The following is a 15,812-nucleotide window of genomic DNA, read 5'->3' on the forward strand; positions in this document are numbered from 1 at the left end:
ATTGAAACGGATTGCCCCAGTCTGCTGCGGACAATAAAAAAGCCCGGAAACCCACGCTGGTGGAATTTCCGGGCTTCTCCGGTCCTTGACGGACCGTTCGTTGGTGGAGGTGGGCTCTATCCCACGAAGCCCGCAAGTTGTTGATAGGGCAAGTGGTTTGACACGTCGCTGAAGACGCATGCCCCCAATGATGCCCCCGCCTACGCCGCCCTTAACAGGTTCGATTCCTCTGGGTCGGGTGGCGACCGCTCCGCCAGACGCTCGGCCTGCCAGGCGTCTACCTCCGCTTCAACCCAGGCAACCATGCCCTCTCCGAGAGGAACCGCAGCCGGGAACGTCCGTTCATGGATCCGCTTGTAGATGGTGGTCTTGCTCAGGCCAGTGCGGCGCCGGACCTCCGGCATCCGAATGAAGACGAGCGGGGTTGGGCTCGCCATGATGTTATCGCTCATGCTTCCTCCTTCGGCGCGCCGGCGGCGGCCAGGTTGGTGCCGCGGCGGCGGCGTTTCGATACGGGGGCCATGATCCGCTCGGCTTCGGCCCGGTCCCCACGGGAGAGTTCGATCAGGGCCAGGCCACGGGCCTCCCAGGCGCGTACAGTGGCCTTGCTGGCCTTGGCGAGGTCGACCCCCGACAGGCTGGCCAGCACGTGCCCCACCTCGCGGAAGTCGGGTGCGTCGGTGCCCTGCAGGAGGTCAGCCATTGCCGGGCTCCCGCCACTCAACTAGCGGCTGATCACCCGGCACGTACAGCGGATGGCGCGGGAACCACTGCTTCGTGGTGCCCAGGCACCAGAGTCGAGCACCAGCCTGCCTCAGCAGCTGCGCAACCACGATGCTCCGGCCCACGGCCATTGAATGTGCGCCCCAGGCACACACCACGTCGCCGTATTCGCGGGCGAGCCGCCGCAGCCAGTCATCATTGAGCGGGCCAATCGGGTCCGCATGCGACAGCAGCATGGCCGGATCGGTAGAACGCAGGGCGAACAGGTTGGCGACGGTCAGGCCGTTGCAGCCCCATGCCTTGGCGAAGCCCCGGCAGCGGCGAATGGTCGGGTCGTCCACCTCGGCATCGGCCGTGCTGGGGTTCAGCATCAGGAACAAGGCCGTGCCACGGTCGGGGCGCGCAACCTCGCTCGGACGGGTGAGCACGTAGCGATAGTTGCCACAGTTGCTGATGACGGCAGTTTGCATTTCGATGTCTTCTCTATGGGGACCGGTAGAATGGGCGGTCGAGAACGAAGTGGACCTGTTTTGGCTGCGAAGTCTGGGTGCAGCGGTGAGCAGTTGGTCAGCCATTGGGCAGATCCTTCTGCATGTGGGTTTCCCGGTGCAGGCGGTCGAACGCATCCAACGTGGCAAGGATCGACCCGCCGCGCTTGGCGATGAAGTCGAACGCCTTGACGCCAGCCTGAGTTACTTCCAGCGGGCTGGATCGTTTTGCATCGCCCACTTCCTGCATGACCTGCAGTAGTTCGTTGCGAAGGCTCATTTGCCCACCTCCTGGCTGAGCGGAGCCAGCAGCTGCACAAACGTGATCCACGGATGTGCCTCATGCGCTTGGGCGCCCTTGCAGCCGTCAACGTGCGGGAACGGGTAGCGTGCGTAGCTGGTCAGCTGTGGCCGCTGGCAGATCCGACAGCGCATGTAGTCGCCATCGACTTCCCATCGCATCGAGAATGAGCAGAGCTTTTCGTTCGACTCATAGATGGCGTCGCCGCCGATGATCTCTGGCTTATCCATTGCGCTCCGCCTTGCTGTCGATCATGCCCAGCAGCTCGGTGAACGCGAACCGGTAGGCCTTGTGGTCCGGGTGCGACGAACAGTCGGCGGCGTCTTCCGCCCATACCAACGCATCCCGGAACTGGCTCAGGTCCATGGCCTGCGCGGGCAAGTGCGCGTCGGCGCTGCCCGGCAGCGGCGTGTCGAAGTGCAGGGCGTTCTTTGCCTCCTGCTTGGCCCGGATCTTGGCCATCACGTCGGGCTGGGTGATGCGAGCCAGCTCCGCGTCCCCTGCAGCGTGCATGTCCAGGCCCGCCACCCAGCAGTAACCGGCCAGGGTGACCATGACGCCGCCGACTTCCTGCGCCGGCTCGCCGACTGGGCGGCCGAATACGTAGTCGACCAGTGTGGGCACACGCGCCTTGTCATAGCCGTGGGCCTGCAGCAGCTCCAACACCTCTTCCAGCAGTCGGTCGCCGCGCTCGGTCATGTTGCTGTAGAGCGACGGCAGGAAGCACTGGCCCATCCATTCGGACACGCCTGATTGGAAGGACTGCCCCACCGGCTGTCGGTCGCCCTTCTCGGTGCAGAATTCCGTTGCTTCGCCCAGAGCAACGCTATCCGGTTGCTTGGACGGCTGGCGGGCGGCGAGTGCGGCTTTAAGGGCAGCCTCCATGCACGTATGGTCTACGGCGACGGCATCCTCAGCAGTGTCGTAGTAGGCACGGCACGCTGCATCAACCATTTCATCGGTGACCGGCGCATCCTGACCACCCGGGGAGGGATGGGCGGGGATGATCGCGTCGTGCAGCTCCATGGCCTGTTGGCTGTAGCCGATGCCGTGAGTGCCGGCGTTGTATGCGTCTCCCAGCAGGTCGTGCGCGCGGTCGTACAGCACAGTGGCCAGCCTCACCCTCCCACCGGGCTGCACGTCCGCCAGGGTCGGGCGGGAGGCGGTACTGCGCCATTCGGTGATGGCATGCCAGAAGGCGAGCGCTGCATCGTCCAGATTCGCGCCCTCCGCGATTACAACCTCGCCGCTGGGCTTGATGCGAACCACTTCGGGATCACCAAACACCACGTCTGGGGTCTGTTTGGTGAAGCGGACACCGCTGATCAGGCCGTGCTGGTTCACCAGCAGCCGCGCCTGGGCCTGCGGAAGTTGCGTCGTGTCGTCGGTGGTCATGCGTTCTTCTCCAGCAGGAAGTTGGTGTCGATCTGCCAGCCGGCCTCGCGGGCCCCGAGCAGGCGCAGTTCGTTGGTGTCGAATTCGTCCAGGCCGAGCATCTTTGCGGCCAGCTCGATGTGGTTCGGCGAGATAGGCCGGTCGCGGTAGAACAGGTCGTAGACGTTGTGCTTCGAGCAGCCCCAGACGTCGGCCAGGTCCTGCATGCGTTTGCCTTCTTCCAGGAGGTGGCGCTTCAGGTGCGAACGCACGCTGTCGATCGACCGGGGAATGCGGATCGGACGGCCGCCGGCGGCCATGCCGTTGTTGGCGTGCTGGCGTCGGATTCGGGTGATCTCAGCCATGGTTCTCTCCTGTCAGTTCGGCGCGCAGCTGCTCAACGCGCGTGCGCCAGTAGTCGATGGTTTCGTCGCTGCTGCTGCGCAGCGTTTCGTGGTGCCCGAGGGCAGTTGCAGCGGTGACCAGGTCGGTAACCAAGCCCGGCCGGGTGGTGCTGGTGCCGCCGCCGGCGCGCAGCTCGGCTACCTCGGCCTGCAGCTGCTCGATGCGCTCGTTGGCCTGGGCAAGCCACTGCCGATAGGCGTCCTTCGTCGGCTGCCGCATGCGACACGGAACGCCCGGATCCTTCGGCGCCGGAACCAGCACCAGGCCGCTCACCCCCGAGCCTCGCGTCGGGCTTCGGCCAGGATCTCTCGCAGATCGTCCTGCACCTTGCGGTCTTCGCCTTGGGCAACCGCAGCGGCCAGGGCACGCTCCAGCGCGTAGACGCGGTCGTTCGGGTGGATGTAGGTCATGCGGCGTCTCCAAAGGGAAGGCCAGGCTGCGCAACGCGGATGCGCGCCTCGGCGATCGCGGCGTAGACGGGATCCTGCTCGATGCCGACGAACTGGAAACCTTCGAGTACTGCAGCCTTGCCTGTGCTGCCGCTGCCCATGAACGGATCCAGCACCAAGCCGCCGGCCGGAGTGACCAGTCGACACAGGTAGCGCATGAGGTTTGTTGGCTTCACGGTTGGGTGGTGGTTCCCGTTCCGTGCCGGCCAGTTGGCAGTCTCGCAATCGCGCATTGTGGCGTTGGCGGAGACAGCCGGCACCTGGCCAGAGTCCAAGCCGTCGTTGCGGTCTTCGGGCGTAGCCTTGGCGCAGTAGAAGAACCGCGCCGCACTGCCGGCATCGATGCGGCGAGCACCTGGCCGCATCTTGAAACCAACGGCTCCTTCATTCGCGCTGTTCCGGCTGGCTTCGCCATTTCGGGGCAACGGGCCGCCCTCATAGACGGTCGAGAATCTGGCACTCCCCTCGCCGTTGCTGAGGGTGGCCTTCTGCCCAGGCGCTGCAGGAAAGGCGGCGAGAACCTCCGCGCTGCCGTCATGGATCAGATTGGCAGGCCAGCGGCCAAGCTCTTCAGCCTTGGCAACGCTTTGCTCTCCACGAGCATGGGCAGCAGAGAGTGCATCCGGATCATGCTTCCAAGGCCGGTCCCATCCATCAGCTGTTGAGCTTATGCGACCGCCGCCAAGAGCGTCGCCGCCAGCATCGACGCGGCACTGATCCACGCATAGACCACCTGTGCCATGCAGATGCCAGTTCGCTGCCACTGTGCCGGCAAGCGGCTTGCGGGCGACGGTAATCGGCTCGAGCGCGGGCTTCAGCGCAGTACCGCCCCAGGGGCCGTTGTGCGACTTCGGGAAGCCGCTGCCGTAGACCCACGCGATCATGTCGCGGATCTCGAAGCCGGCGTCCTCAATGCGCACGGCCATCCGGTGCTGCGTGCGGGTACCGGCGAAGGCCAGCAGGTGGCCGCCAGGCTTCAACACGCGCAGGCACTCGGCCCATATCTCGGTGCTGGGCACATCGTAATCCCAGCGCTTGCCCATGAAGGACAGGCCGTAGGGCGGATCGGTCACGACAGCATCAACCGAGTTGTCGGCCATGCGGCGCACGACTTCCAAGCAGTCTCCGATATGGATCATGCGGCTTCCTCCATGGCAGCCAGATCGATGTCATCCACCTTGTCGCGCAGGTAGCGGCGCGCGCGACGCAGGTGTCCGGCGATCACGGCGCGGTCCTCATGGGCGAAGAAGGTCAGAACGTGCATGTGCATCGCACGGCGGTGATCGCGGCGGTACAGGCGCCAGGTGACGGCGCTGCCGTCGTTGGTGGGGAACCGGCCCCAGGCAAACCCCAGCGTTTCCTTGGGCGCGCGGCGGGTGATGTGGCGGATCATGGGTACTCTCCAGCTTCCATGCGGGACAGCAGCTTCTGGGCGCGGGCCTTGCGCCGTGGCGAGTGGCTGCTACGCAGGCGGAGGATGCGGCGCGCAGCGGCTCGCTCGGTCTTCTTCTCAGCGTGCAGGGAGATACCCATGTCGCAGCAGGTGATCGCCACGGGCACGTAGCAAACGCCTACATCTTCGTAGTGGTACGGGTCGCATCGGCAGAAGGGACAGCTGCTCATGCGGCCTCCTGCATCTGCATTGCCAGCGGCATCAGGAAGGTGAGCTCGTAGAAGCCGTGGGAGAGCGGACCATCCAGGAAGTCACTATCCGGGTGTGGATCCCAATAGAAGCCATCACCACAGCAGATGACGGTATGGTTCGTGCCCCTTGGGCTGGTGCCGCCCAACAGGTAGAACGCGCGAGGGTTCCGGTTCTGCATGAAGCGGAAAATCCCCTCCACGCCGTTCTCTGGTCCGAATACGACGTCGACAGAACAAAGCCCGTGCGTAGCCAAGAAGGCCGCGACACCAGATTCCCAGTCGTATCCGGGAGTCGTGTGCGCAAGCTGTGTGAAGTGCGGAACCTGCCACGGCTCCATATCCAGCAGGCAAGCGATCGCGGTTCGATGGCAGTCGCCGTAGATCTCGTTGTGCGGCTCATGTCGGAACAGCTGGCGGCGGCGGATCATGCCGTTGCTCCTTCGCAGACTTCGACAACGCGGCGCAGGTCCTCATCGCTCATCCAGCCAATGTGGCAGTCGCGTTCCGACAGGCCCAGCTGCTCGCCCAGCCACGCATACGCCTGCTTGCGCTTCATCTGGCCGCCCTTCCAGATCGGATCGAAGGCCGCGTGGGCCTCAATCTTCAGCCGGCGCGTGACGTCGGTAGCCAGGCGCCCCAGGCGGCGGGTGCCACCCGCGTGGCAGCCGACCCACGTGCGGCAAGGCAGGCAGGCCCAGAACGGTTTCTGGTACAGGTCCGGACGGTGGGGGTAGATTTCCCGGCCGCTGACCAACTGCGCTTCGCAGTTGCACGTCGGGCACGGGCGTCGAACTTCGCTCATGCTGCTGCTCCTTCGTAGACCCAGCGGCGCACGGTCCCGAACGGAACACCCAGCGCGGCGCTGATCTGGTTGACGGTGTTGCCGCTGGCCCGGAGCTGCCGGGCGCGGCGTTTGGTGGTGACCGGCCAGTACCGGGCGTGAGGCTGGCGCGGTACCGGTATCCCTTGGCAGCGGGCCATGTCCTGGACCGCGCGGGGCGAGCGCCCGAGGGCAGCCGCGACGGTCATCGCGTCGCGGCCCTCCATCTGGCGCAGAACCCGCAGTTCGCTGGTGCGCCAGAGTTCCATCAGGCGGCCAGCGGGTAGCTGTTGGCCGCGTCCTGCAGGCCGTCGATCATGGCCCGGCACATGGCCGGGAACTGCGCCTGGTCGTACAGCTTCGCGGCGCCGGTGGCGTTGATCGGCTTGAACCCCAGCATGGCCAGCCCATCGGCACTGATCGACAGCGGGGCGATGCGCGCGTTGATGTCGCCCAGCTTGATCTTGACTACTTCGCGTGGCGCGGCGCTCGACGCCGGGGCGCTGGCCGTCGACCAGGTGGATGGCGCGGTGCGCACCGGTGCTGCTGCTGCCGCGGCTGCCACCGGCCCGGTTTGCTGCTCGGCCGCTGCCGGCTGTGCCGCCTGAGCCGCCTGGGTGGCCTGCTCAGCTGCAGCCGCCGCGTCGTCGGCTGCCTTCTTCTGGGCGCGGGCCTCCTCCTCCTTGCGGATCCGCTCGCGCTCGGCGTCCAGGCGCTCCTGCTCCGCCTGCCGATGTTCGGAGATCCGGGCAGCAACCAGGTTGCGCAGATCGTCCGGCGCCTTGCTGGCGCACAGCTGCACGCGGTCGGCAAACAGGGTCGCGTAGTCCGGATGCTCAGCCAGGATGGCGATGTTGGCGCGGATACGGTCGGCCGCCTGGCTGGCGGTGATCTTGGCATTGGTAGCAACCGCGTCGACCGCATCCTGCATGCTGGTGAAGGAACGCTTGCCCTTGATGGCAGCCTGCAGATCTGCGACCAGCGTGGCCGGCATCGGCACGGCATGCGCGCCCAGCGTTTCGTTGATTCCCTGGATGTGGTCGATCACCGCGCGCCGAGCGTTGTTGCCGATCTTGGTACGGCGTTCCTCTTTCCGCTTCGCCACCAGCTTGTCCAGTTCCAGCCGGATCTTGCGCGTCTCGGCGGCCACGTCGTCCATCGTGCGGAACACCGCATCGATGTCGGCTGTCTGGCCCAGAACCTGCTGCTTCGTCGCCTCGATGCGTTCCTCGACGCCCTTGCACCAGGTGACCGTCTTCTCGGCGTCGGCGAAGTCCTCATCGGACTGCAGTTCCCGGTTGATCGAGCCAAGCACCGCCAGCGCGTTCTCCTTGAACTCCGCCAGGTTGGAGGCGGTGACCATGCCCGTTACCTGGATGCTCAGCGCGGGCAGGGTCTCCGGCGCACGGCCGACGGGTACAGGCTCGCTGGCAGGGCCTGGCTCGAAAGCCGCAACGTCTGCCTCCAGCTGCGCCCAGCCTGCGACGATGCGTGCGCGTAGCTCCGGGTTGGGCACATACCAGCAGTGCCGCTCCTCGACCAGTTCCCAGCCTCCGGAGGTCTGGCGCCATTCGGAAGCCATGAAGAACACGCGCTCGCATTCGGAGACCATCGCCTGGTGCTCCATCTGGATCTGGTACATCAGCGGCAGGTCGGTACCGGTGCAGCCGTCGAACATGGCCTCACGCAGCGTCTGGTTCAGGCGCTTGTGCTCCCAGGCGATGTCCTCGAGCAAGGTCAGGCCGTCGAAGCTGGCCGAGTACTTGCCGGAGACGCCGGTGACCGGGTACAGCTCCTGGCCAATCAGCTCCTCAGCGACAGCACGGGCCTGTGCCTCGAACTCATGGCCCGGGTCGATGACGCGCTCCTGCACGAAGTCGCTGAACTCGCGTGGCACGCCTGCGGCCAGTTCGCGGATCAGATCGGTGCGGGAGTGGTTCGTGGACGCACCGAGCATCGCCGGCGCATCGCTGGCATTGAGGTGGCTGGCGCGGTGCTGGTGCCAAGCGGCGGTGCCCTGCTGAAGTTCGAGAGTTTTCATGCGCTCCTCGCGTATTCCTGGTAGTGGTTGCGTGCTGCGGCGATGTAGGCCGCCTGCGCTTCCTCGGCTGTGTCGAACGTCCCGAGGTGATGAAGTTCTTTGCTGACCGATATCCGCGCCTGGAACCTGCCGCTCGGGAGGCGCCTCACGCCCTTGGGCGTGTCCTTCCCACGGTCCCGCCGACGGTTTGCCTGGTTCTGCGGATTTGTCGCGATCCGAAGGTTCTCGATGCGGTTGTCCAAGGGGCAGCCGTTGATGTGGTCGAGATCACCAGAGGGCCATTTCCCATGGACGTAGAGCCAAGCCAGGCGATGACCTCGGTACTTACGGCCGTCGATCTTGATGACCACGTAGCCGTTGCTGATCCCGCCTGCGACATGGGACTTCAGGCTTGGGTGCACCTTGGGAGGTGCGACCCACTGAAAAAGCCCGGTCAGTTCGTCGTAATCCAGGATGTTCTTCAGCCGCTGGCAGGTCAGTTCATTCACGGCTGCTGAGATCCGTCTTCGCCGGCAACGCTCCCCTGCGCTTCGCCTTGCTCGGCCCGCAGCAGCCGTTCGATCTCCGCGACGATCAAGGCGCCGGCCTTCACCAACTCCCTGACACGGTCATCGGGCGAGGGCTTCCACCAGCTGACAGCCCAGGGCCACGAATCCGGCGGATCTGGGCAGTAGTGCTCACCGGGAGGGATGGCGTAGCAGGAGGCAGCCAAGGCAAGTTCGCCAGCCACATGCTGGTCGTCGCCGTGAAGCGACCAGCCTTCCTGGTCGATCTGGCGCTGGCGCTCATCGGCGATGAGTGCGATTGCAGTCGTCATTCGCTGACCTCCTCAGCCACTGCCGGGCCGGCCGGCTGCTCGCTCTCGGGCTTCTGGGCCAGCGTCAAGATCTGATTCTTCTGCGCGTCGCTTAGCGTGCCCTTGGTCTGCGCCATCGTGATGATCGCGTCGGGCGTCTTCTTGCAGGCCTTGATGGCGGCCTCCCACTGCGGCAGGGCCGCTGCGAAGGCTTCATCGGTGTAGGCCGGCAGCGTCTTGCGCTGGGCGGCGGGAGCGCCCTCGGTGGCAAACGCGTCTTCCGGGGTCGTGTCACCTTCCTTGATGGCGGTGACGATGCCGCGCAGCAGGACCAGGTGCTCCAAGCCGATGTCTTCGACGCCAGCCACGCCCAGCTTCGCGCAGACCTGTTCAGCGGTGATGCCGAAACGCTGGAAGAGGGCGAGGGCATCAGCGCGCCGGTTGGCCAGCGTCTTGATGTCGCCCATGATCACCTTCCGTGCTTCGACGTACATGTCCTCCCAGAAGGCCTTGGGCACGCCCTTCAGCACCGCGTTGCGCAGCGCGATGGAGCAGGCCGCATTGGCGGTCACGCCGATCATGTCGGGCTTGAAGCGGCGGCCCTGTCGGTCCACGATCCGGCGCTGCACCTCGTAGGTGATGGCGACGTTGCGCTCGAGGTCGTGGAACACGCCCTGGGCAATGATGAACTCGCCCTTGTCATCGATGACGCGGGCGCCGGCGCGGTTGTTGCCCCATGCAGAGGCGATCACCTCGGCGAAGCGGGCGGAAGGGCCTTCGATGGTCTTGCCGTCGCGCGGCAGCGCATACACGCACTGCTCAGCGATACTCTGGCTAAGGGTGACCATCTGGATGGCTTCGTCGCGGAACTTCTTCAGCGAGCGGGGAAAGCGGCGGGCGGTGCTGATCTGCTGCTCGATCTCCGAGCGGTTGATCATCGCGGCCATGCCCTCCTCGGGGACGAGCTGGCCTTCCTGTACCTGGGCATTCATGGGCGGAATCTCCGGCCGGCATGGCCGGCGTTGTGGGAATTGGTACCGCTGTCGGGAGTCGAACCGAGGGACCGTCGTCCCCGAACCTCCGGGTTAAGTACCCGGTGCTCTACCGAGAGCTGCAGCGGTGTGGTTGCCGGTCTTTCCCGGCTGTCAGCGGCGTTGCATCCGCACCACTCGTTTACCCATGAGCTTTCGCTGGGGCGGGTTACGTCTCCCGCGCGGCCCGCTGCTGCAGCAGCCCCGCCGTCTGGGTCCGGTCAGGCGGCCTGCTGCTGCTCGGCGACCTTGTGGTACGGGTACTTCTCCGGGAACGGCTTGATGTACGCGCCGAAGTGCTTGCCGATGGATTCGGCGTCCTTGAACGCCTGGAATTCCTCGGCGCTGAAGTTCGAGTAGTGGTAGACCGAGCCGGGGCCACGCGCAGCGCCGCTGCCGCGCTTGAAGCAGATGGCGAGGGTGTTGGTGTCGGCGTCGTGGCCGATGCTGTGGATCTGCGAGCTGTCGACGTCGAACAGCTGGATGCGGCCGGTGGCCGGGGGGGTGCTGGTCATGTTGTGCTCCAGGGCGGGTAGAGAGTTGCCCGTCTTTCCGGGCTGTCAGCCCTGCGCCACAGGGGGAGGGCACAGGGCAGGGGATCAGGCAGCGAGGTCTTCCTGCTGCGTGGTTTCGCTGGCCTGGCCGGGCTGAAGAGTCAGGACGACGTTTTCGCGGATCAGCGCTTCGGTCAGTTCGGCAACTTCGTCGGGGGTGACGCTGGCGGAGGCCTTGAACGACAGCTCCACGCTGCCGCCTTCCTTCGGTGCGATCACGAACTTCTTGAGCTTCACGTCCACCAGGAAGATTGGCTGGGTGCTGTCCAGCTCACCGTCGATCTGCAGCTCGAAACCCTTGAATTCGTGGCCCACCTTGATGGGCTCCAGGCTCGGGATCTTGATTTCGGTCAGGTGGTCGCCGATGGTCGGCAGCGACTGCTGCTCGCCCTTGCCCGGCTTGCGGAACAGGGCCTTGCGCAGTTCCTTGTCGAAGTGGTCCAGAACCAGGTTGCTGGTGCTGGTGCTGGTGGTGATGGAAAGGTCGACCGCCAAGTGCCGTTCATCGCCGTGCTTCTCGATGCGTAGGTTCACGTTGGAAACGGCCGCCGGGTTGTTCTTCAGGTGGAACATGTGGACCTCGTCGGTTGAGCCGGCCGGGCCGGCAGTGGGTTACTGCAGGTCTTCCGCCGGTACTGACATGGCGGAGGTCAGGGACTGGATGCTGCTGCGGCGCTCGGCCAGCGCCTTCTCGGCGCGGAACCACTCCAAGGTGGTCTGGTAAACGGCACCGGCCAGCACCGCACGGGCCATCAGCAGCGACAGGTAGTTGCCGTGCACGACAGCGAGAAGGACGCCGGCCCCTGCGAAGCCGCAGATCAGCGCCCACATGGCCAGCGGCGCGAGGATGTAGGACAGGCGGCGGCTCACGACATCACCGCCTTCAACATGTCCTGGAAGATCAGCACGGAAACGCCGCCGACAATGAAGCCGATCACCGCGCCGTAGCCGATGAACTCCAGCGACATGCGCACCGTCTCCTTCCGGATGGCCTGTTCGAAGCTCATGCGGCCTCCGGGTCGGGCTGGTTGCTGAACTCGTCGCGGAACTGGCGGCGCAAGCGCAGCGCGTTGTCGACCACGGACAGGCCGCGATAGCCCCGGCGCTGCTCGGCATTGAGGCGCTGGAACAGCGGCGCCGGGCTGAGGCCAGTGCAGGCGATCGCATCGCGCACGGCCTGGAACTCGCGGATCTGGCGAACGTTGGTGTTCATGCGGTTGCTCCTTCGGGTGCGTGCTGGTTGCTGGCGATGAGGCGGGCAATCTCGGCCCGTGGGGCGCGCAACCGGTCGCGGCGGTACTCCGCCCAATCGCAGACCCGGTCGGCGTGGATGTCGCGCTCGCCCTTACGCGCGGCGGTGCGGTCAGCACGGCTGCGGTGGCGGGAGAGGCTTTGGCTGATCACCTCGATTTCGTCGTCGAGGATCTGGAGGACGGTGGCGCTCATGCCGCCACCTGCGCCAGCAGATGGTCGATTGCGCCATTTGCGGAAAGGCCCTTGTCGTCGGCCGTGTCCTCGACTTCCTCGTTGACGTAGGCGTCGCGGGCATCGCGGATCAGGGCCGCGAAGGCTGCGTCCTGGCAGGAATCGAGAAGGCGGGCAGCCTTGGCCCAGAAGGCCGGCGACTGGAAGCCGAAGGTCTGCTCCAGCATGTTCGGTGCGGCCCGCAGGGCTTCCAGCGCCGTGCTGTCGACGGCGGCCTCAGCGGCGATGCGCGGGTCTTCGCGGTTTTCCCAGGTTGCCTGGGCACGGTGGGAAGCTGAATTGAGGGCGGTGTGGTCCATCTCGGGCTCCGGCGGTCCAGCACGGGTTGCTGGGCGACGGGGCAAGTAAACAATAGGTTGATATTGAAGTCAACATCAAGTTGATAAAATTATCAACGAAGGATCAACTCGGCCGCGGTTTGACCTGTCCACGGTTTGCTCCATGAAACGGAAGCCACAAAAAAAGCCCCGCAAAGCGGGGCTTTGGTTGCTCCCCGGTTTTGGGGAGCGATGGGTAGTAGGCGGGCGGCTAGAACAGAAGCCGGTAGGCGAGAGCCACCAGCCCGATGGCTAGAACCACGATGTACGGCCAAAGTCCTGCAATCGATGACTTCGATTGCCCTGGGACGCCAGGCACCGGCCGGGTGGCCGACTGATCGGGGTGGGTCCCAAAGACTGCGGCGCGCTTCATCGACAGCTCGATCGCCTGGCTCCCGCGTCGCAGCTTGATCGCAACCTCAGAGCCATCATCACCGGCTAGCAGAACCGAGTTCTCACGGAGATCCATAGTCGGAAACAAGCCGTCAATCTCGATCAAACGATCCCCAGCTATTACCCCCGCAAAGGACGCCGGAGAGTTAGGGGCCACGTAAGTAACCATCTTGGGATCATCCGGCCTAAGCACAATTCCTGTCCGTGCCTTGCCAGAAAGGAGAGCCTCAATGTCCTTGATTTCCTCAATGCCGGATACACGAACGTCGGTAGCGTTCGAGCCTTCCGAAGCGGGCCTCTTCCTGCCTGCGATCCACATCACCATGCCGATGAGGATCGCCCCGAGGCTCACGAACACGAGGAGTGTCTGAGTGTGCATCAAGCCTATGTTGTTGACGCGGCCACCGTATTCCGTCGGCACGCTCGTATCCATGCTGCAAGAGAAGAGCAGCATGATCATTCCGATAGCGACTGCCATGAACCCGAGCACTCTCATCGTCATCCCTGTTTAATTGAGCCTGTCGATCCTGTTTCGCAGGTACACCTTGCCACCAATCAGTGCGGACTTTGGCAGCGGGAAGGCGGGGTAGAGCGCGGTGTTGGCGCTGACCACGTAGATTGAGTCCCCGCGATCTTGAAGCCCCTTGATCTGCTGGCCATTGCCGGTGTTGATCAGGTAGATGCCATCGCCATCGAAGTGGCCAATGCCAGTATCGACCATCAGGCTTTCACCGGGCTGGATCACCGGAATCATTGAGTCACCTCGGCCGGTGACCAGGACCAGCCTGCCGGGCGATGGCACGAAACCGACCACCGAGCGGATGTAGGCTGGCTCAAAGTCCATTGCCCGGATCACCTCCGGATAGTCATCGTTGATCATCTCGCCGCCCATCCCTGCCTCCGCATCAAGTTGCTGGACGCGAACATAGGCGGCGGCGGTCGCAGAAGGCGAGACACTGACCCCGGGCAAACTCATGGCCCCGTCGCCATCGTTGACCCAGTCAATCGAGATCCCGAACTGGGCCAGCCTCTTGCGCTCCTTTTCGGGGATCTTTTGGTCTCGCTCGTACCAGTTGTAGAGGGTTTGACTTGACGCCACACCGATCTTTCGGCCCCACGCTGCGCGGTTCGGGCACTTCATAGCAGCCATAACGGCGTCAAACCGTTGCTGGAACAGGCTCTTTTCAGATTCATCAACCATCTGTTGATGGTCGCGGGTGAGCGGACACCGGTCAATCAACATTGAGTTGACTCAAATATCAACTTCATGTTTAGATCGCGGCCATGAACATAGTCGAATCCGCGATCTCCAAGCTGAGCCCTCCCTCCCAGGCAGAGCTGGCCCGCGTTTGTGGCCAGAAACCACAGGCGGTAACGCGCTGGCTCGCCAAGGGCGTCGTCCCGGCAGTGCACGTCCTCGCCATCGAGGCAGCGACGGGCGTATCCCGCCATCTGCTGCGCCCGGACGTCTTCGGCCCGCCGGCGGCCAACGACGACCGGCGAGAGGCGGCAGCGTGATCTTGATTCCGGCCGCTCTCCAACCATCCCGCGCGTGTGGTGACCGCGGGCACGGAGCTGGAGAGCGGCCCCTTTCTTCCCTGAGTTGATTTCGTCCATGGCGCAGATGGTGCGCCGCCGTCGCCGCCCCGTCTCCAATCGAGTAACCCGCCCATGAATGTCACTGATGCCGCCTACGACACCGTCCACCAGTACCCGGGCGGCAGTGAGGCCCTGGCGCCCAGGATGGGCATGTCTGCCGCGACCCTGCGCGGCAAGGTCAACCCGAACACTGACCGCAACCTGCTGAGCCTGCAGGAGGCGGATGCGCTGATGGCGCGCACCGGTGATTACCGGATCCTGCATGCGCTCTGCGCGGAGCACGGTTTCATCGCGCAGCGTGTCGATGCACCTGAGTCCGGCACCCTGATCACCGCACTGCTGTCGGCTGCCGCCGCGAAGGGCGACCTGGCCGAGCTGGTCTCGGAAGCGATGGCCGACAACCGCATCACCCCGAATGAGGCTGATGCCATTTCGCGCGCCTGCCAGCAGGTCATGGCCGCGCTTGTGCAGGTCAGCCAGCACGCAGAGGCAGCGGCGGAGCGGGGTGGGGTATGAACGCTACGGCCAAGGCGATGATCCACGTGCGGCAGATTTGGTATCTGGCCGGGTGTCTGCAGATCATCGGCGGACGCTCTTAATGGAACTCCGCACCCCCTCACTTCCCGGTAGCTCCGGAAAGGACAGCCCGAGCCTGACGGGTTGGGGGATCGCGGTTACTCAGGCCAATCAGGAGTTCTCGCAAGTGCAACCATTTCAGATTCTTCGACGTACGACTGACCCTCTTACCTCGGGAGTAGAGGACGTTCCCGACGAAGCCAAGAGTGCGTTCTTCCTGGCCATGGGGGCATATGTCGAAAGCGGGATCCATGGGCTGTGGTTTGAGCCGACCACGCCGATGGACGGGCACTGTCCTAACGATCTCGCCGTAACCATCGGGCAGAGATTCCACGAGCTCAATGTGCTCTACAGCGCCGCTACAAATACCGGCAGTCCCATTGAGGACCGACTGGCTGGGGCCATGCTCTGGATCGACGCAGACTGGGCCGGAATGCCCAAGGTCGATTTTCTTGGCGGACCCAAGGACTGGCGCGAGCAAGGAATGCTTGGTGACGACCTCATCTTCGTCATGACGCCTCAAGCTGAAGTCGCGGGCTATCGAGTTGACTTCCTCCTGTGGTTTGCCAGGGGGCGAGAACTGCGTGGGATTGCCATTGAGTGCGATGGGCACGATTTCCACGAGAAGACCAAAGAGCAGGCCGCCAGGGACAAGAAGCGAGATCGAGAGATCAACGTAGCCGGGTTCCCGGTCATCCGCTTCACAGGGTCGGAGATTTTCCGAGATCCGGTTGGCTGTGCTGAACAGGTCAAGCGTGCGCTTGATGATCCTCTTCACATCGTGTCCAAGAACTCGGGGCTGTTCTGATGCCATCC

General features: G+C 64.5%; 31 protein-coding genes and 1 tRNA gene. 3 read left to right on the forward strand and 29 right to left on the reverse strand.

The genetic code is table 11. The features are described 5' to 3' along the window. Nucleotides 1-200 precede the first annotated feature (200 nt). The 29 genes from QRO95_RS05945 to QRO95_RS06085 form a co-directional block, all read right to left on the reverse strand. The gene (locus tag QRO95_RS05945; protein ID WP_197659275.1) at nt 201-452 is read right to left on the reverse strand and encodes an AlpA family transcriptional regulator; all 252 of its coding nucleotides are present in this window, start codon (nt 450-452) and stop codon (nt 201-203) included. After that, nucleotides 449-703, reverse strand: coding sequence for a hypothetical protein (locus QRO95_RS05950; protein ID WP_285301919.1), 255 nt, complete (start codon nt 701-703; stop codon nt 449-451). The genes QRO95_RS05945 and QRO95_RS05950 overlap by 4 nt, the downstream gene beginning before the upstream one ends. Continuing rightward, nucleotides 696-1,298 carry a DUF1643 domain-containing protein gene (locus QRO95_RS05955; RefSeq protein ID WP_285301920.1) on the reverse strand — a complete coding sequence of 201 codons (603 nt, stop codon included), beginning with the start codon at nt 1,296-1,298 and terminating at the stop codon, nt 696-698. The genes QRO95_RS05950 and QRO95_RS05955 overlap by 8 nt, the downstream gene beginning before the upstream one ends. Further along, nucleotides 1,291-1,491, reverse strand: a complete 201-nt coding sequence (locus tag QRO95_RS05960; protein ID WP_285301921.1) for a hypothetical protein — start codon at nt 1,489-1,491, stop codon at nt 1,291-1,293. The genes QRO95_RS05955 and QRO95_RS05960 overlap by 8 nt, the downstream gene beginning before the upstream one ends. Next, the gene (locus QRO95_RS05965; protein ID WP_285301922.1) at nt 1,488-1,742 is read right to left on the reverse strand and encodes a hypothetical protein; all 255 of its coding nucleotides are present in this window, start codon (nt 1,740-1,742) and stop codon (nt 1,488-1,490) included. Before QRO95_RS05965 ends, QRO95_RS05960 begins: the two co-directional genes overlap by 4 nt. Next, nucleotides 1,735-2,907 carry a hypothetical protein gene (locus QRO95_RS05970; protein ID WP_285301924.1) on the reverse strand — a complete coding sequence of 391 codons (1,173 nt, stop codon included), beginning with the start codon at nt 2,905-2,907 and terminating at the stop codon, nt 1,735-1,737. Before QRO95_RS05970 ends, QRO95_RS05965 begins: the two co-directional genes overlap by 8 nt. Beyond that, the gene (locus tag QRO95_RS05975) at nt 2,904-3,251 is read right to left on the reverse strand and encodes a hypothetical protein (protein WP_285301925.1); all 348 of its coding nucleotides are present in this window, start codon (nt 3,249-3,251) and stop codon (nt 2,904-2,906) included. The genes QRO95_RS05970 and QRO95_RS05975 overlap by 4 nt, the downstream gene beginning before the upstream one ends. Beyond that, complete coding sequence (locus QRO95_RS05980; protein ID WP_285301926.1) at nt 3,244-3,510, reverse strand: hypothetical protein; 267 nt, start codon at nt 3,508-3,510, stop codon at nt 3,244-3,246. Before QRO95_RS05980 ends, QRO95_RS05975 begins: the two co-directional genes overlap by 8 nt. Before the next feature lie 50 nt (nt 3,511-3,560). After that, nucleotides 3,561-3,701: a hypothetical protein gene (locus tag QRO95_RS05985; RefSeq protein ID WP_154583161.1), complete on the reverse strand. Its 141-nt coding sequence runs from the start codon at nt 3,699-3,701 to the stop codon at nt 3,561-3,563. Further along, complete coding sequence (locus QRO95_RS05990) at nt 3,698-4,879, reverse strand: site-specific DNA-methyltransferase (RefSeq protein WP_285301927.1); 1,182 nt, start codon at nt 4,877-4,879, stop codon at nt 3,698-3,700. Before QRO95_RS05990 ends, QRO95_RS05985 begins: the two co-directional genes overlap by 4 nt. Next, entirely contained in the window at nt 4,876-5,133 is a 258-nt protein-coding gene (locus tag QRO95_RS05995; RefSeq protein WP_285301928.1) for a hypothetical protein, read from the reverse strand. Before QRO95_RS05995 ends, QRO95_RS05990 begins: the two co-directional genes overlap by 4 nt. Continuing rightward, the gene (locus QRO95_RS06000; protein WP_285301929.1) at nt 5,130-5,363 is read right to left on the reverse strand and encodes a hypothetical protein; all 234 of its coding nucleotides are present in this window, start codon (nt 5,361-5,363) and stop codon (nt 5,130-5,132) included. The genes QRO95_RS05995 and QRO95_RS06000 overlap by 4 nt, the downstream gene beginning before the upstream one ends. Continuing rightward, on the reverse strand, nt 5,360-5,812 hold the full coding sequence (locus QRO95_RS06005) for a hypothetical protein (RefSeq protein WP_285301930.1): 453 nt from the start codon (nt 5,810-5,812) through the stop codon (nt 5,360-5,362). The genes QRO95_RS06000 and QRO95_RS06005 overlap by 4 nt, the downstream gene beginning before the upstream one ends. Then, complete coding sequence (locus QRO95_RS06010) at nt 5,809-6,186, reverse strand: zinc-finger-containing protein (protein ID WP_285301931.1); 378 nt, start codon at nt 6,184-6,186, stop codon at nt 5,809-5,811. Before QRO95_RS06010 ends, QRO95_RS06005 begins: the two co-directional genes overlap by 4 nt. After that, nucleotides 6,183-6,473 carry a hypothetical protein gene (locus tag QRO95_RS06015; RefSeq protein WP_285301932.1) on the reverse strand — a complete coding sequence of 97 codons (291 nt, stop codon included), beginning with the start codon at nt 6,471-6,473 and terminating at the stop codon, nt 6,183-6,185. The genes QRO95_RS06010 and QRO95_RS06015 overlap by 4 nt, the downstream gene beginning before the upstream one ends. Further along, complete coding sequence (locus QRO95_RS06020) at nt 6,473-8,245, reverse strand: YqaJ viral recombinase family protein (protein ID WP_285301933.1); 1,773 nt, start codon at nt 8,243-8,245, stop codon at nt 6,473-6,475. Before QRO95_RS06020 ends, QRO95_RS06015 begins: the two co-directional genes overlap by 1 nt. Then, the gene (locus QRO95_RS06025) at nt 8,242-8,733 is read right to left on the reverse strand and encodes an HNH endonuclease signature motif containing protein (protein WP_197656550.1); all 492 of its coding nucleotides are present in this window, start codon (nt 8,731-8,733) and stop codon (nt 8,242-8,244) included. The genes QRO95_RS06020 and QRO95_RS06025 overlap by 4 nt, the downstream gene beginning before the upstream one ends. Continuing rightward, nucleotides 8,730-9,062: a hypothetical protein gene (locus tag QRO95_RS06030; RefSeq protein WP_285301934.1), complete on the reverse strand. Its 333-nt coding sequence runs from the start codon at nt 9,060-9,062 to the stop codon at nt 8,730-8,732. Before QRO95_RS06030 ends, QRO95_RS06025 begins: the two co-directional genes overlap by 4 nt. Next, nucleotides 9,059-10,033: a hypothetical protein gene (locus tag QRO95_RS06035; RefSeq protein ID WP_285301935.1), complete on the reverse strand. Its 975-nt coding sequence runs from the start codon at nt 10,031-10,033 to the stop codon at nt 9,059-9,061. The genes QRO95_RS06030 and QRO95_RS06035 overlap by 4 nt, the downstream gene beginning before the upstream one ends. Before the next feature lie 40 nt (nt 10,034-10,073). Continuing rightward, nucleotides 10,074-10,162, reverse strand: a tRNA-Lys gene (locus tag QRO95_RS06040). A gap of 131 nt (nt 10,163-10,293) precedes the next feature. Further along, a complete protein-coding gene (locus tag QRO95_RS06045) occupies nt 10,294-10,587 on the reverse strand; it encodes a KTSC domain-containing protein (protein ID WP_285301936.1) in 294 nt (97 codons plus the stop codon). An 84-nt stretch (nt 10,588-10,671) separates the two neighbouring features. Beyond that, nucleotides 10,672-11,199, reverse strand: a complete 528-nt coding sequence (locus tag QRO95_RS06050) for a hypothetical protein (protein WP_285301937.1) — start codon at nt 11,197-11,199, stop codon at nt 10,672-10,674. Between the two features lie 39 nt (nt 11,200-11,238). Next, complete coding sequence (locus QRO95_RS06055; protein WP_285301938.1) at nt 11,239-11,496, reverse strand: hypothetical protein; 258 nt, start codon at nt 11,494-11,496, stop codon at nt 11,239-11,241. Beyond that, a complete protein-coding gene (locus tag QRO95_RS06060) occupies nt 11,493-11,633 on the reverse strand; it encodes a hypothetical protein (protein ID WP_285301939.1) in 141 nt (46 codons plus the stop codon). Before QRO95_RS06060 ends, QRO95_RS06055 begins: the two co-directional genes overlap by 4 nt. Then, on the reverse strand, nt 11,630-11,839 hold the full coding sequence (locus QRO95_RS06065) for a hypothetical protein (protein ID WP_049402473.1): 210 nt from the start codon (nt 11,837-11,839) through the stop codon (nt 11,630-11,632). The genes QRO95_RS06060 and QRO95_RS06065 overlap by 4 nt, the downstream gene beginning before the upstream one ends. Further along, the gene (locus tag QRO95_RS06070) at nt 11,836-12,072 is read right to left on the reverse strand and encodes a hypothetical protein (RefSeq protein ID WP_285301940.1); all 237 of its coding nucleotides are present in this window, start codon (nt 12,070-12,072) and stop codon (nt 11,836-11,838) included. The genes QRO95_RS06065 and QRO95_RS06070 overlap by 4 nt, the downstream gene beginning before the upstream one ends. Further along, a complete protein-coding gene (locus tag QRO95_RS06075; protein WP_285301941.1) occupies nt 12,069-12,410 on the reverse strand; it encodes a hypothetical protein in 342 nt (113 codons plus the stop codon). Before QRO95_RS06075 ends, QRO95_RS06070 begins: the two co-directional genes overlap by 4 nt. A 229-nt stretch (nt 12,411-12,639) precedes the next feature. Next, the gene (locus QRO95_RS06080; protein ID WP_285301942.1) at nt 12,640-13,281 is read right to left on the reverse strand and encodes a PDZ domain-containing protein; all 642 of its coding nucleotides are present in this window, start codon (nt 13,279-13,281) and stop codon (nt 12,640-12,642) included. A 48-nt stretch (nt 13,282-13,329) separates the two neighbouring features. Beyond that, nucleotides 13,330-14,064 (reverse strand): S24 family peptidase, encoded by a 735-nt coding sequence (locus QRO95_RS06085; protein ID WP_285301944.1) that lies wholly within the window; start codon nt 14,062-14,064, stop codon nt 13,330-13,332. A 41-nt stretch (nt 14,065-14,105) separates the two neighbouring features. Here QRO95_RS06085 and QRO95_RS06090 point away from each other — a divergent pair, with 41 nt between their 5' ends. The 3 genes from QRO95_RS06090 to QRO95_RS06100 all read left to right on the forward strand — a co-directional run bounded on the left by QRO95_RS06090 (nt 14,106) and on the right by QRO95_RS06100 (nt 15,804). Next, a complete protein-coding gene (locus QRO95_RS06090) occupies nt 14,106-14,339 on the forward strand; it encodes a YdaS family helix-turn-helix protein (RefSeq protein ID WP_285301945.1) in 234 nt (77 codons plus the stop codon). Between the two features lie 153 nt (nt 14,340-14,492). Then, the gene (locus QRO95_RS06095) at nt 14,493-14,936 is read left to right on the forward strand and encodes a phage regulatory CII family protein (RefSeq protein ID WP_164116145.1); all 444 of its coding nucleotides are present in this window, start codon (nt 14,493-14,495) and stop codon (nt 14,934-14,936) included. An 82-nt stretch (nt 14,937-15,018) separates the two neighbouring features. Then, nucleotides 15,019-15,804, forward strand: coding sequence for an endonuclease domain-containing protein (locus QRO95_RS06100; RefSeq protein WP_285301947.1), 786 nt, complete (start codon nt 15,019-15,021; stop codon nt 15,802-15,804). Nucleotides 15,805-15,812 lie beyond the last annotated feature (8 nt).

The sequence above is a fragment of the Stenotrophomonas maltophilia group sp. Smal13 genome (assembly GCF_030236855.1).
Lineage (GTDB): Bacteria > Pseudomonadota > Gammaproteobacteria > Xanthomonadales > Xanthomonadaceae > Stenotrophomonas > Stenotrophomonas maltophilia_A.

Excerpts from the sequence above, each read along its gene's own strand:
- QRO95_RS06100 (WP_285301947.1), top strand. The coding sequence starts at position 15,019 with ATGGAACTCCGCACCCCCTCACTTCCCGGTAGCTCCGGAAAGGACAGC.
- QRO95_RS05995 (WP_285301928.1), bottom strand. The coding sequence starts at position 5,133 with ATGATCCGCCACATCACCCGCCGCGCGCCCAAGGAAACGCTGGGGTTT.
- QRO95_RS05990 (WP_285301927.1), bottom strand. The coding sequence starts at position 4,879 with ATGATCCATATCGGAGACTGCTTGGAAGTCGTGCGCCGCATGGCCGAC.
- QRO95_RS06015 (WP_285301932.1), bottom strand. The coding sequence starts at position 6,473 with ATGGAACTCTGGCGCACCAGCGAACTGCGGGTTCTGCGCCAGATGGAG.
- QRO95_RS05960 (WP_285301921.1), bottom strand. The coding sequence starts at position 1,491 with ATGAGCCTTCGCAACGAACTACTGCAGGTCATGCAGGAAGTGGGCGAT.
- QRO95_RS06005 (WP_285301930.1), bottom strand. The coding sequence starts at position 5,812 with ATGATCCGCCGCCGCCAGCTGTTCCGACATGAGCCGCACAACGAGATC.
- QRO95_RS05945 (WP_197659275.1), bottom strand. The coding sequence starts at position 452 with ATGAGCGATAACATCATGGCGAGCCCAACCCCGCTCGTCTTCATTCGG.
- QRO95_RS06030 (WP_285301934.1), bottom strand. The coding sequence starts at position 9,062 with ATGACGACTGCAATCGCACTCATCGCCGATGAGCGCCAGCGCCAGATC.
- QRO95_RS05970 (WP_285301924.1), bottom strand. The coding sequence starts at position 2,907 with ATGACCACCGACGACACGACGCAACTTCCGCAGGCCCAGGCGCGGCTG.
- QRO95_RS06065 (WP_049402473.1), bottom strand. The coding sequence starts at position 11,839 with ATGAACACCAACGTTCGCCAGATCCGCGAGTTCCAGGCCGTGCGCGAT.
- QRO95_RS05985 (WP_154583161.1), bottom strand. The coding sequence starts at position 3,701 with ATGACCTACATCCACCCGAACGACCGCGTCTACGCGCTGGAGCGTGCC.
- QRO95_RS06000 (WP_285301929.1), bottom strand. The coding sequence starts at position 5,363 with ATGAGCAGCTGTCCCTTCTGCCGATGCGACCCGTACCACTACGAAGAT.
- QRO95_RS05980 (WP_285301926.1), bottom strand. The coding sequence starts at position 3,510 with ATGCGGCAGCCGACGAAGGACGCCTATCGGCAGTGGCTTGCCCAGGCC.
- QRO95_RS06085 (WP_285301944.1), bottom strand. The coding sequence starts at position 14,064 with ATGTTGATTGACCGGTGTCCGCTCACCCGCGACCATCAACAGATGGTT.
- QRO95_RS06010 (WP_285301931.1), bottom strand. The coding sequence starts at position 6,186 with ATGAGCGAAGTTCGACGCCCGTGCCCGACGTGCAACTGCGAAGCGCAG.
- QRO95_RS05950 (WP_285301919.1), bottom strand. The coding sequence starts at position 703 with ATGGCTGACCTCCTGCAGGGCACCGACGCACCCGACTTCCGCGAGGTG.
- QRO95_RS05955 (WP_285301920.1), bottom strand. The coding sequence starts at position 1,298 with ATGGCTGACCAACTGCTCACCGCTGCACCCAGACTTCGCAGCCAAAAC.
- QRO95_RS05975 (WP_285301925.1), bottom strand. The coding sequence starts at position 3,251 with ATGGCTGAGATCACCCGAATCCGACGCCAGCACGCCAACAACGGCATG.
- QRO95_RS06045 (WP_285301936.1), bottom strand. The coding sequence starts at position 10,587 with ATGACCAGCACCCCCCCGGCCACCGGCCGCATCCAGCTGTTCGACGTC.
- QRO95_RS06090 (WP_285301945.1), top strand. The coding sequence starts at position 14,106 with ATGAACATAGTCGAATCCGCGATCTCCAAGCTGAGCCCTCCCTCCCAG.
- QRO95_RS06020 (WP_285301933.1), bottom strand. The coding sequence starts at position 8,245 with ATGAAAACTCTCGAACTTCAGCAGGGCACCGCCGCTTGGCACCAGCAC.
- QRO95_RS05965 (WP_285301922.1), bottom strand. The coding sequence starts at position 1,742 with ATGGATAAGCCAGAGATCATCGGCGGCGACGCCATCTATGAGTCGAAC.
- QRO95_RS06095 (WP_164116145.1), top strand. The coding sequence starts at position 14,493 with ATGAATGTCACTGATGCCGCCTACGACACCGTCCACCAGTACCCGGGC.
- QRO95_RS06050 (WP_285301937.1), bottom strand. The coding sequence starts at position 11,199 with ATGTTCCACCTGAAGAACAACCCGGCGGCCGTTTCCAACGTGAACCTA.
- QRO95_RS06070 (WP_285301940.1), bottom strand. The coding sequence starts at position 12,072 with ATGAGCGCCACCGTCCTCCAGATCCTCGACGACGAAATCGAGGTGATC.
- QRO95_RS06075 (WP_285301941.1), bottom strand. The coding sequence starts at position 12,410 with ATGGACCACACCGCCCTCAATTCAGCTTCCCACCGTGCCCAGGCAACC.
- QRO95_RS06035 (WP_285301935.1), bottom strand. The coding sequence starts at position 10,033 with ATGAATGCCCAGGTACAGGAAGGCCAGCTCGTCCCCGAGGAGGGCATG.
- QRO95_RS06080 (WP_285301942.1), bottom strand. The coding sequence starts at position 13,281 with ATGATCATGCTGCTCTTCTCTTGCAGCATGGATACGAGCGTGCCGACG.
- QRO95_RS06060 (WP_285301939.1), bottom strand. The coding sequence starts at position 11,633 with ATGAGCTTCGAACAGGCCATCCGGAAGGAGACGGTGCGCATGTCGCTG.